This is a genomic window from Gabonibacter chumensis, from assembly GCF_024741215.1.
GTDB lineage: Bacteria > Bacteroidota > Bacteroidia > Bacteroidales > Marinifilaceae > Gabonibacter > Gabonibacter massiliensis.
This window is the reverse complement of the sequence record NZ_JANSKB010000001.1, coordinates 437858-450811: the sequence shown is the minus strand read 5'-3', so window position 1 is coordinate 450811 and position 12954 is coordinate 437858. Positions and strand designations below refer to the sequence as shown.

Here is a 12954-nt window from a genome sequence, read left to right as displayed (position 1 = left end):
TATTTATTCGGAAGAACGAGTTATCTCAATCTTCTGATAATTTCTGTTACAAAAATAGACCCGATCGCTCCAATTCCCAAGAAATACATGGTAAACAGGATGGTATCGGCAAACTTTAATGCACTCGGATTGTTATCCGGTCCATCGTAACCCTTCATGTCTAATAATGTACCGTCGGACAATGAATAAGCAATTAACACGAGAACAACGATCCCCACGAGGGCGATAAGACTCTTGATTGCTTGTTTCGGTCTGGTAAACAGTCTGGCAATAGGGAATACCAATGCTGCCACAGCACTAAGTCCGAACAGAATATAAGCCCACCATATCAATTGGTCCGTATAAACAGGAGTGGTGTATTGGGCATTTGGAAGATCTCCTCCTCCAAAAAACAATCCAATCAACACAACTGTAATTACGAGCATTACAATGGTTAGGATATTCAATAACTTATTAATCTTCTGCATGGTGATTTAGTGTTTTTGATTATATTTTACAAGGATGTCTAATAAAGTTACGGAAGCATCTTCCATGTCGTTCACGATTCCTTCGATTTTTGCAACACAATAGTTGTAGAACACTTGAAGAATCATGGCAACGATCAAACCGGCAACGGTCGTAATCAATGCAACTTTAATACCTCCTGCAACCAAAGACGGTTGAATATCACCTGCAGCCTGGATTTTATCGAAAGCGTCGATCATACCGATTACAGTTCCCAAGAACCCTAACATCGGGGCCAACGCGATAAACAAGGCAATCCAAGACATACCTTTTTCCAATAATCCCATTTGAACGGATCCGTAAGATACAACCGATTTCTCAACCATATCTATACCTTGGTCGTAACGGGAAAGTCCTTGATAGAAAATACTTGCGATAGGGCCTCTTGTCGTTCTACAAACTTCTTTGGCAGCCTCAACTCCTCCATTCTCCAAAGCATCTTCTACTTTGTCGATCAGTTTTTTAGAGTTGGTAGAAGCCAAATTCAAATAAATAACTCTCTCGATAGAAATAGCCAAACCGAAGATTAGAGCCAAGATAACGAAGCTCATGAAAGCGGCACCACCTTCGATGAATTTTTGTTTTACTACCGCGTGGAATGAAGAACTCTCGATGTTTTCTTCGTCATCCATGGATTGGGTCGGGGTGCTTGTTGCAGGTTGTTCTGTTTCCGTGGTTTGGATATCGACACTTACTGTCTCGTTTTCCTGTGCCATTAGCATAGATGATGCTCCAATAGTAAGCATTCCAAAAACTGCTATTAGTGCAAATAATTTTCTCATGATCTATTTAACTGATTTTTAGTTTATAAATAATTAAAATTTAACTCTATATTTTGTTTTCTTCTCCATTTCGTTCTATTCTTCTCTCTTTCCACCACAAATTAGAGCGGCAAGGTATAAAAAAAATGTTAAAAGCCAATGCGTTTTGGGGATATTTCTCCTTTAAGCGTGTTATTTAAACATTTTTTTATTTCGTTAGGGTCTTTATATTTGCCTAACACGTACATCATCTTGGTTACCGCCGCTTCTGTCGTGATATCATAACCGCTTATCACCCCGCAATTTAATAATTCCCTACTGGTCTCGTATTTTCCCATTTCCACGCTTCCGCCCTGGCATTGGGTCACGTTATAAACATATATTCCGCGGTGTAATATTTTCTCTATTTTGTTAAGAAAAACTTTATTCGTGGGAGCGTTTCCGGAACCGTAGCTTTCTAAAATGAGTCCTTTTAATCCGGGGATATTCATGATGGCGTCCATGATTTCGGGACGCATACCCGGAAATATTTTAAGGATGGCGATATTCGTATCTACATCGCAGAAAGCGGAAACGGATTCCGTGCGGGGGGTGTAATCGATAGCACCGTAATTATAATGTATATGAATCCCGATTTTTGCTAAAGGGGGATAATTAAACGATTGGAAGGCGTCGAAGCTCTCGGCATTGATCTTCGTGGTACGATTTCCCCGGAATAGTTTGTCGCCGAATAACACGGAAACTTCAGGTACGATCGCTTTGCCTTCGTCGTATGCCGCGGCAATTTCTACGGCGGCGATCAGGTTCTCTTTTCCGTCCGTTCTGATTTTTCCAATGGGTAGTTGTGAACCTGTAAAAACCACGGGTTTGTCTAAGTTGTTCAGCATAAAACTCAGGGCCGAGGCCGAATAAGCCATCGTGTCGGTACCGTGTAGAATTACGAACCCCTGGTATTTATCGTAATTTGTCAGGATAATCTGGCATAATTGTTTCCATAGTCCGGGTTGAAGGTCGGAAGAATCGATGATCTCGGGTAAGGTGTAGCTGTCGATCAGAAAGCCGAACTCTTTGATTTCCGGAACTTCCAATGCAATCTGGTCGAAATTGAACGGACACAATGCCCCGGTTTCAGGATCATTTACCATACCGATGGTTCCCCCGGTATATATGATTAATACTGGTTTTTCCATAAACGAGGTTTTGGATTTTAAAACAGGAATAATTTTATTCGCACCATTCACTATGCAAATTAAATAAATTAGTTGCATTGTTTGACGTGGTCGTCTCTATTTTTTTTACGTCAACCCCTAATATTTCAGCAATTTTAGCGGCTATATACGGAATATAACTGCTTTCATTCCTTTTTCCTCGGTAAGGAACCGGGGTAAGATAAGGAGCATCCGTTTCCAATACGAGGCGATCCGTTCCGATTTCTTTGACCACTTCGGCCATAAGCGATTTCTTGTAGGTAACTACTCCCCCGATCCCTAAAAGGAATCCGAGGTCAACGGCGCGTTTCGCGTCTTCCGTGTTGCCGGGAAAGCAATGGAGTATCCCTTTCATATTGTAATGTTGGCGTTTTAGCACGGTAAAAATCTCGGACAAGGATTCTCTTGAGTGAATGATGACCGGCAAGTTCATTTCCCGGGCGATATGCAGTTGTCTTTCGAATACCTCGATTTGTTCCTTGTAGTAAGTTTTATCCCAATAAAGATCGATACCGCATTCGCCGATACCGTAAATCGTATATTTCCCGAGAAGTTTTTCAAATGCCGCGTACTCTTCCTTGTAGGAGGCGTTAACGGAAGTCGGGTGAACCCCGAGTAAGGGAAGCATTATACGCGGGTATTGTTCCGCGAGTGTCAGCATGGAAGAACGGGTCGTCCGGTCTATATCCGGTAGTATGATGTATTTTACATCGGCGGACAACGCTCTTTCCACGACTTGCTCCCGATCTTCTTCGAATTCTTCGGCATAAATGTGTGAATGCGTATCTATAAACATACGGAATTTATTTACTGTTTAGTCGGAAGCAAAGATAATGAATCATCGGGGGAATCTCAATATTTAAAGAAAATTTGGATTTCATTTGATTTTTGCTAATTTTGACCCAATTCTTCCGGCATAATTATGAATATTGTAATAGAGAGGATACAACAAGGCAATGAGCTTGCTTTTAAAGAACTGTTTGATGAATTTTATCAGGCCTTGTGTGTATTTGCGCTGACTTATGTAAAAGATCAGGTACAGGCTGCCGATATCGTGCAGGAGGTTTTTATAAAATATTGGAATCGCCGCGGAGATTTTGATAATCTTTTCAAAGTCAAATCTTTTCTTTATACGGTTGTCCGTAACGACTGTCTCAATGCGATTCGCGATAAGAAGGAAAAAAGAGAAGATATTTCGCTCATTGAATCGGATGCGTTTTTTGTAGATAATTTGGTAGAGGAAGAAGCTTATCGTATCTTTTATAATGCCGTGGAGGCTTTGCCGCTTCAGACCCGGGAGGTGATCCAATTGGCGTTGGACGGATTGAAAAATTCGGAGATAGCGAAACAGATGGGAATAGCGGAAAGTTCCGTTCATACCTTAAAGAAGCTCGCTTATAAGAAATTGAAAGTAACGTTGAAAGATTATTATTATCTCGTGTTTATTTTCCTGCCTTAATTATTTTTCTTTGCATGTAATCGTTTGATTATAATAGAATTGTCGATTCGTACTAAAAAAATAAGCAAAAAAGTTCATTTTTCGTTCCCCATAAAAACGGGTTTTTGTGTTATATAAGTAATAGGCGAAGAACGGATGCCAATAAGGATCGTTTTTTGATTCACTCTTTTCTTTTACCTTTTTCTCTATTTTCTTCATGCAAAAAAGTCTTTCTCTCTTGTTATCAACAAATTAACAAAAAACCGTATTTAATCCATTTTTGTATTATCAAACGATCCTTTTTTGATAGCTCGATGGATTTCGGCTTTTCTGACGGGAGAATCTACGGAAGAGGAAAAGGAAGAGTTAGAGGTTTGGCGGGAATCTTCGGAGGAGAATAATGCTTTATTCGAACGTGTTGTGCGTGAGGAGAATCGAAAGCTAAAAAAAGAACAATTTTCTTCCTTTAATAAAAAAATAGGCTGGGAAAATTACCAGGAAAAACAATTCGGGAGAAGACAAAGGAAGTTTCTTTCGCACTTCTTGTCTTACGCGGCTTTGCTTGTGATTTCTTTAAGTGTTGCTTTTTATTTTTTTGTGAACCGGGAACCGGATAAAAAACTATCCGTTGCCCCGATGAGTACGATCCTTCCGGGGGCGTCTAAAGCCGTACTGACGTTGGCCGACGGTCAGAAGATCGATTTGGAGACCATGAGCGGAACGATCAGTACGGAAAAAGAACGGACCTTTATTTATAATACCGGCTACCAGCTTACGTATAGCGATACTTGCCTCGCGGAGATTTCGGACACGGTGGAGTATAATGAAATCACGGTGCCGAAATGCGGGGAATATCAATTGAGCCTGAGCGACGGTACGTTGATTTATTTGAATTCGATGACTAAAATTCGCTATCCGATCCGGTTTACCGGGGAGATACGGGAGGTGGAATTGGAGGGGGAGGCTTACTTTATCGTGGCGGAAAACCCGGAGAAACCGTTTATCGTGAAAACGGCTTCTTACGATGTGACGGTTTTAGGTACGCGATTTAATATTTCAGCCTACGCGGATGAAACGGATGTGACCACCACCCTGGTACAAGGGGCCGTGGCGGTTTCCGGCAATACAATCGGCGGAGTCAGACGATTGACTCCCAACGATCAGTTTATTTTAAACAAAAGCACGGGTAAAACGGAATTGAAGCAAGTAGATGTGAGTTACTGTACGGCATGGAAAGACGGTAAATTCCGGTACCGGGACGTTCGGTTGGAAGATATCATGCGTGATGTGGAACGGTGGTATGATGTGAAAGTCGTTTATGAAGACGAGGAAGTTAAGGAATTTCGTTTCGGGTTTAACATGGGACGTCATGAAATGATCGATCCCCTATTGAGGATATTCGAACTGAACGGTAAAATAAAAATCCATAAGGAAGGAAAGATTTTAAAAGTAAAGCGGGATCGATAAGAAAGCCGGAGATGTTACCAGCATCTCCGGCCCGGACTATCTCGCCCGAGCGAAATAATCTATTAATGCAATTTAAAGAACAAATTTATGAAAAAAATTCTGATGTCTCTCCGGGATCCATCCGGGAGATTAAAAAAAGCATGGGTTATGTCAAGATGGACACTGTTTTTTGTTCTTCTCGGAATGTTGAATGTACGCGGGGCGGTTTATTCCCAGAATGAACGACAGGTGACTCTTTCAATGAAGGACGCTTATTTGAAAGATGTGATTTGGGCAATCGAGCGTCAGACGGATTTTACCTTTATGTACAATCAGGAGGATTTGGACAAGGTCGGAAAGATCGATGTCAAATTAAAAGCTTCCAAGATCGAAGAGATTTTAAAGGTTTGTCTGAAAGGAACGGGATTGACCTACGTGATTCAGGATGCGGTGATCGTGTTAAAACCCGTCGTTCCCGACGATAAGGTAAAGGAGATCCGTATCGTCGGGAAAGTCATCGACGAAAAAAAGCTTCCCTTGCCCGGGGTAACCGTTCTGATAAAAGGAACGAAGTTGGGAACAGCCACCGATTTCAATGGAAGGTATTCATTGAAATTGCCGGAGAGAAAAGATATCGTGTTGGTCTTTTCATTTATGGGAATGGAAACCCAGGAGATCAAATATGTCGGTAAAGACACCATCAACGTGACCCTGAAAGAGGATAAGGTCAAATTGCAGGATGTGGTGGTGACGGGGTATTTGAATGTGCGGAAAGAGAGTTTTACCGGAAATGCTACTACCGTGACAAGAGATCAGCTGATGAACGTGAATGCCAGGAACGTGATTGCGGCTTTGCAAACCTTTGATCCTTCTTTCCGGATTAAAGAGAATAAACTATGGGGATCCGATCCGAATGCTTTGCCGGAATTTAACATTCGGGGTGAAACTTCTATCGGACAACAGAAAGGATTGGATATCGAGAAAGAGCGGATGACACAACGTACGAATCTAAAGAATAATCCTAATCTGCCGATTTTTATTTTAGACGGTTTCGAGGTGGATGTACAGAAAATCTACGATATGGATATCAACCGTATCGAGAGTATGACCATCTTGAAAGATGCTGCCGCTACGGCTATGTATGGTTCTCAGGCTGCCAACGGGGTGATCGTGGTAACCTCGGTGGCTCCGAAGCCGGGAGAGATGCAAATCTATTATAACCTTTCCGGTAGCGTGGATATGCCCGACCTATCCGATTACAATCTTTGTAATGCGGCAGAGAAATTGGAAGTGGAACGTCTGTCAGGATTGTATATTTCCGATAATCCGGATACTCAAAATTCGTTAACGATTAAATATTACGAGAAATTGAAAGAGATTCAGCGGGGGGTAAATACCGATTGGATGTCGAAACCTTTACGAAATGTATTCGGTCATACTCATAGCTTGAACTTATCGGGCGGGGTGGAAAATATTCGTTATAGTCTTGATTTGAATTATAACGAGGGTAAAAACGGGGTTATGAAGGGATCTTACCGGCATACCTACGGGGCGGGATTGACGTTTGATTATCGTGCTGGTAAATGGTTGCAGTTATTGAATACGGTTAATTATTCGGTAACACGTTCCGAAGACTCTCCTTATGGACCCTACACGGAGTATGCGAAGGCCCAACCTTATTCTCCTATTTACGATGAGAATGGACGATTGCTGAAGGATATCGTGATCGGTGTTCAGGATCCGAAAACGAATCCTTTGTGGAAAGTGGCTAATCTGAATAGCTACTTTAATAAAGTGAGACAAAACGATATTACGAATAATTTTCAATTGAATATCGTAATACTGGAAGGTCTGCAGTTTAAAGGGGCGTTGGGAATCCGGAGTGTCACTTCCAGAACCGAGAATTTCACGGATCCGGCCGATCCTGGTTATTCAAGTGCTACTGCAGAAGATAAGGGAGAGTTAAGAAGAAGCGATACTAAAAATTGGAACTGGAATTTGAAGGGTATGTTTTATTTTAATAAAATGATCGATAAGCATTTTATTAATGCAACCGCCGGAGTCGAAATTTCAGAAAATGAATCAGAGGCTACGTCTGTTACCTTGAACGGTTTTCAATTGGGTAATATGAATAAACCTCAATTTGCTGCAAAGCAACCAAGTCCGATACAGGAAACAGAATCGACCAGTCGTAAAATAGGCTTTTTGGGATCGGTGAATTACTCTTATAACGATATTTATTTGTTTGACGGTTCTGTCCGATTGGACGGTAGTTCCGATTTCGGAAAAGACAAACAATTTGCTCCTTTCTGGTCTGTCGGAGCTGGTATAAATCTTCATAATTACGCTTTTTTGAAAGATAATTGGTTAATCAGTCGTTTGAAATTGAGGGTGACATACGGTTCTACTGGAAATGTCGGGTTTGAACCCTATTCAGCGATCACTACTTTTAAAATGGCTACGGATACTTGGTTTTATACCGGACCGGCAGCTAATTTGATAGCTTTGGGCAATCCGAAATTGACCTGGCAGACGACAGATAAATTTGATGTCGGGTTATCGATAACTTTCTTGCGTGATCGAATTTTCTTGGAAGGATCGTATTATCAAAATAAAACACGGAATTTGATCGATAATATCAACATTCCGACCTATTCGGGTTTCTCTTCTTATAAGGTAAATTCCGGCTCTACCCTAAACGAAGGATTCGAATTGAAGATGAACGCTACCGTGTTCCAGAATAAGGATTGTATGATTACGGTGAATGCTAATTTAGCTTCTAACAAGAGTAAGATCACCTCTTTGAGCGAAGAGATGAATACCTATAACCAAAAGATTTTGGACGAATACGAGAAAGAGTATACGGAAGGAGGAGAAAAACCTCAATACGGTGATGTGTTGAGTCGCCCGGTGGCTTTTTATTATAAAGGAAAATCTTTGAGTGCCATTTATGCCGTTCCTTCGGACGGGATCGATCCTGCTAACGGAAAAGAACGATTTATCAAAAAGAACGGGATGTCCACTTATACTTGGGATGCCAATGATCAGATCGTCGTGGGAGATAATAGTCCGGATGCACAAGGTTCTTTTGGGGTGAATCTTGCCTATAAAGGGATCACGATGAGCGCTTATTTCAGTTATCAATGGGGAGGACAAACCTATAATTCTACTTTGGTGGATAAGGTGGAGAATGCCCAGATTTCGACGGAGAACGTGGATAAACGAGTTTTGTCTGCCCGCTGGAAGCAGGCCGGGAATATCGTACCTTATTACGATATCAGAGAAAATCGTACCCAGAATCCTACCAGTCGTTTCGTGCAGGATGATAATCGTTTGGATTTCACGAGTCTTTCTGTCGGGTATTATTTTAACTCCGAATTGATACGGAAGTGGAAGATGAGAAATTTGAAAATCAGTTTTAACGCGAATGGATTGGCGAAATGGAGAAGTGTGAAGGAGGAACGGGCTATTAACTATCCGTTTGCGAGGAATTTTAGTTTTACGGTAAATGTAGGATTCTAAATAGAAAAGAAGATGAAAATATATGTTAATATACTCGTGTTGGCCGTGGCGGTAATGTTTTCCTCCTGTAAAGATTGGTTGGACGTTACTCCGGAGGGCCAGGCTACGGAAGGAGAGATGTTTGCTTCCGGAAACGGTTATCGTTCCGTCTTGAACGGATTGTACAAAGCTATGGGTGATCCTCAATTGTACGGTATGGATTTAACTTATGGGATGATCGACTGTATGGCCCAAATATATGATTTGGAGACCAACGGAGCCTTTTCAGATGAAAAGTATAAAGATGCTCAAAAATTTGATTATAGAAGTTCCCGTTTGTCCGGAACGATTGAAGGAATGTGGGCTAAAGCTTATAATATTATAGCCAATGCCAATGCTTTGATCCAGAATGCTAAGAATGCTTCTAATGGTATTTTTGCAGAGGGTGAAATGGAGCGTAAAATGATTTTGGGAGAAGCGTACGCTTGTCGGGCTTTGATGCATTTTGAATTGTTGCGTTTGTTTGCTCCGGCCCTCGTGAACGATGATGGACGGGCGTATATCCCCTATGTGGATGCTTATCCGACGATACAAACCGGGAAATTGGGCGTAAAACCCGTTTTGGATAAAGTGATCGCCGATTTGAAAATGGCACGGGAGTTAACGGCTGTGTTCGATACGACGATTGTGGGGCAAGCCGTAAATATTGTCGGAAAAGGACGTTTCTTGAATGAATATAAGGACGGAGAACAAACAATAGATCCGTTCATCGATGGATTTAAGAGTGAGTTGGTAGATGATTTCTTTAAAGGTAGAGGATATAGATTAAGCTATTATGCCGTGACGGCTCTTTTGGCCCGGGTATATCAATATGCCGGTATGGAGCAGGAGGCCTTTGACTATGCAGAAAAGGTTCTTGGTTTTAAGATGGAATTATTGGACGGACGGGTTCTTGTCATGTATAGGGATGATTTTTCCGGGATAACGACTAATGACGGGCATGATGCGGCGAATTTCGAAAAAAGACCCGATGTAAAGATGAAGGCCAATTTGATATTTGCGGCCTACGATAAATTGGTTTATGACCGGAATGCTATGTATAGGAACTATTGGACTGTAGTATCTACCCCAAATTGGTTTCAAATATCGGAATCCTATTTTAAACGGGGAGGAGTGGATGAATCCGGGATCGATTATCGTTGGAGATACTTGATGTATTTAGGTAATTATCTGTATCCGGTATCCGGGAAATGGTATCCTCATCAAAATAATTTTGTCATTCGGCGTGAGAATGTGCCGATATTTCCGGTCATGCGTGCCACGGAGATGCATTATATCATGGCGGAGTATTACGCTCATAACGGGAATTTCGGGAAGGCTTACGAGGTCTTGAACGCTATTCGTGAATCTCGCGGAATCAGGGGAAGTTCATTGTCCGGTACGACCTGGGCAGAATTTCAAGCTGATTTGTTACATGATGCGCGGAGAGAGTGGTTATCGGAAGGGCAAATGTTCTATCTCTACAAACGGTTGAATGCCAGTTTAAAAATCGGCGATCAGGTACGTCCGATGACTCGTGACGAATATTTGTTGCCCGTGCCTGCCGATATAAAATGATAATTAAAAGGATATGATAATGAAAAAATATATTTTACTGTTGATTTGGATGCCGATGTTTTTAATCTCTTGCAATAGGGAGAAGATAGAGGTATTTCATGGAACTTCTCAGATCTATTTCGATAAGTTCTATATGGATGCGCTGAAACCCGGAACGAAACAGGCCGACTCTACCGTGATGTCGTTCTTTTTCTTCCCGGAAGATACGAAGGAGATCGAGGTCCCGTTGGTGGTTCAATTCTCGGGAGTTCCTTTGACTTCCGATCTGAAATTCGGGTTAAAAGTGGTAAAAGAGGCCACGACGGCTAACGCAGATGAATATAAATTGGATGAATACTACACTTTTCACGCTAAACCGATTGTTCCGGAACAATTGGAAATCAAAGATACGATACATGTAAAGCTTTTATATACGGATCGATTGAAAACTTTGGAAGGAGGCGTGAGGTTAGTCGTCGAGTTGGTCCCGATGGAGGGTTTGGAGCTGGGACAATACGAGCGTCGTCGGGCCGTGATTATTTCTACTGCCCTCGAGTCGCGACCGGAGTGGTGGACTCAGGAGGTCGAGATAACGCTTTTAGGGCGTTATTCGCAAAAGAAGTATAAATTGTTCTTGCAACATGCCGATCCGAAGGGAGAATTAAACGAGGAGTTGATAACGAACCGTCCGGATTTGGCCATTGAGTATGTGTTGCGATTTAAGAAATGGTTGACCGATAATCCGGGACAAACGGATGAATACGGAGAGATAACGGTGGAAATTTAATAATTAAAAAAGATCTGTTATGAAAAAACTAAATATATTGTTTTACTTGTCTTTCTTCCTGTTTGTCGGTTGCTTGGAAGACGAGGGAAATTATGACTATAAAAATATCAACGAACCGAAATGGTATGCCGATCCTATTGCACGGCCGATAGCAATCTATGGCAAGGAAGGGGAGACCATGGAATTTCGCGGTCATAAGGCTTTTAAATGGGAAACCGATTCGGCTCAACGGGAAAAAGAGGTCCGTTACGAATGGACCTTGAAAGGTGTTGTTATCGGAGAGGAGGCTGATTTTGATATAAAAGTTGATTCGGTGGTTAAAAAGGTCAATTTGACGGAATTTTTAGCAGAAAGTGAATTCTTGCTGGGAACGTTTACTGTTATCGATAAAGAAACAGGTACTCGTTTTATGTCAAAAGTAATTTATTTTATCACGGCAGCGAGGGGACCGGGTGATTGGTTCGTGTTGGCGGAAGACGGGGGAAATGCCAAATGTTATTATATCGATCGTTACGTGGATAAACAAACCAATAAGACGATCTTTGAAATCAAGGATACTTACGATAAGGCAAACGGGGAGAATATCCCGGGTAAACCGTTATTCTTGGCTTATACCAGAACAGCTAAAAATATAGGTCCTTTAGGTTCGGGAACTATTATCACGGACAAGGTCGCTTATGAATTCCGTACGGAAAATTTTTTAAAAGTGGCGGAATTAAAAGATCAGTTCGGTAATGGAACTCCTGCAGACTTTAAACCGGTCGCCCGTGTCGATGCATGGGAAAATGATGCCAATGTCGGAAGAACCACTTTTGTTGCGACTGAAGACGGGCGGTTATTCAGAAGGCAACTGTCTAAAAATAATTTAGGAGGAGCTTTTATTACTACTCCCTATTTTTTGGATGAAAAAGGATATAAGATTACAAAATTCGGACGGAAGCAATATGGACTTAGATCTTCTTTCCCTTGTTACGATGAAAAGAATAGCAGAGTGATCATGGTTATTTTTGGTGATAAACAACCGGAAGGATCAATGCCATGGGATCCTGCTTATTCAACAAGTAAATTAATCCCGGTACGTTATTCTTCGACTGTAAGCCAATGTCCTCCAGTATGGGATATGCCACAAGGTACGAAAATGTTGGATATAGGATATGCTGGTCATGAAGGAGGATTTATGGGAATGCCATCGATATATAGGTATTCATTACTCTATAATTTGAATGGTAAAACATATTATGGAGAGTGTGGAGCGAATGGAAATACCGGAGAGTTGGTACAGGCTACTGCTGGGTGGGGGCCTTTTCCGGGAACGCTCCTTTCCAAATTGATAGAATGTTCTGTGAAGGTACCGGATGATTCCTTTGTTTTGTCCGGACTTTTAGCGGAGACACCTATGATTATCTATTCGAATGGAAATGCTGTAAATTATATTGATAAAAACAGAGAATACAAGAATTTTCCGTTGATTTCGGATTTTGGAGAAAAAGTAACCTTTGTGGGGCGTGATGGTAATTTTCAGGTTTTGGTGGTCGGAGGAATTAACGGGAAGTTGGCTTTTTATAGTATCGTGGATAGAGATAATCCGAAACTGTTGAAAACGGAACAATTGAGCGGTCGGGTGGTTTCGGCTAAAGAGATAACATCCAAAGTAAGTGGAAGTGAGTATTAAATGTCAAAGAACGAGTTTGTAAAAATGATAAATCATATTGT

Annotated in this window: 10 protein-coding genes; 6 read left to right on the top strand and 4 right to left on the bottom strand. The window is 41.5% G+C overall.

Annotation, left to right across the window (positions count from 1 at the left end; genetic code table 11):
* Positions 1-20: 20 nt before the first annotated feature.
* The 4 genes from NVS78_RS01970 to NVS78_RS01955 all read right to left on the bottom strand — a co-directional run bounded on the left by NVS78_RS01970 (position 21) and on the right by NVS78_RS01955 (position 3269).
* On the bottom strand, positions 21-467 hold the full coding sequence (locus NVS78_RS01970) for a hypothetical protein (RefSeq protein ID WP_041503096.1): 447 nt from the start codon (positions 465-467) through the stop codon (positions 21-23).
* 6 nt (positions 468-473) lie between these two features.
* Positions 474-1286 (bottom strand): MotA/TolQ/ExbB proton channel family protein, encoded by an 813-nt coding sequence (locus NVS78_RS01965; protein WP_059026741.1) that lies wholly within the window; start codon positions 1284-1286, stop codon positions 474-476.
* A 128-nt stretch (positions 1287-1414) separates the two neighbouring features.
* The gene (locus NVS78_RS01960) at positions 1415-2455 is read right to left on the bottom strand and encodes an asparaginase (protein WP_041503460.1); all 1041 of its coding nucleotides are present in this window, start codon (positions 2453-2455) and stop codon (positions 1415-1417) included.
* A gap of 34 nt (positions 2456-2489) precedes the next feature.
* Complete coding sequence (locus tag NVS78_RS01955; RefSeq protein ID WP_286357681.1) at positions 2490-3269, bottom strand: TatD family hydrolase; 780 nt, start codon at positions 3267-3269, stop codon at positions 2490-2492.
* A gap of 126 nt (positions 3270-3395) precedes the next feature.
* Between NVS78_RS01955 and NVS78_RS01950 the strand changes: the two genes are divergently transcribed.
* The 6 genes from NVS78_RS01950 (at position 3396) to NVS78_RS01925 (ending at position 12913) form a co-directional block, all read left to right on the top strand.
* A complete protein-coding gene (locus NVS78_RS01950; protein ID WP_286357680.1) occupies positions 3396-3932 on the top strand; it encodes an RNA polymerase sigma factor in 537 nt (178 codons plus the stop codon).
* A 282-nt stretch (positions 3933-4214) separates the two neighbouring features.
* Positions 4215-5378, top strand: coding sequence for a FecR family protein (locus NVS78_RS01945; RefSeq protein WP_286357679.1), 1164 nt, complete (start codon positions 4215-4217; stop codon positions 5376-5378).
* Between the two features lie 147 nt (positions 5379-5525).
* Positions 5526-8879, top strand: coding sequence for a SusC/RagA family TonB-linked outer membrane protein (locus NVS78_RS01940; protein WP_286357678.1), 3354 nt, complete (start codon positions 5526-5528; stop codon positions 8877-8879).
* 12 nt (positions 8880-8891) lie between these two features.
* A complete protein-coding gene (locus NVS78_RS01935; protein ID WP_286357677.1) occupies positions 8892-10475 on the top strand; it encodes a RagB/SusD family nutrient uptake outer membrane protein in 1584 nt (527 codons plus the stop codon).
* Positions 10476-10494: 19 nt separating this feature from the next.
* The gene (locus tag NVS78_RS01930) at positions 10495-11241 is read left to right on the top strand and encodes a DUF4843 domain-containing protein (protein ID WP_286357676.1); all 747 of its coding nucleotides are present in this window, start codon (positions 10495-10497) and stop codon (positions 11239-11241) included.
* A gap of 19 nt (positions 11242-11260) precedes the next feature.
* The gene (locus tag NVS78_RS01925; protein WP_286357675.1) at positions 11261-12913 is read left to right on the top strand and encodes a PKD-like family lipoprotein; all 1653 of its coding nucleotides are present in this window, start codon (positions 11261-11263) and stop codon (positions 12911-12913) included.
* Positions 12914-12954: the final 41 nt, after the last annotated feature.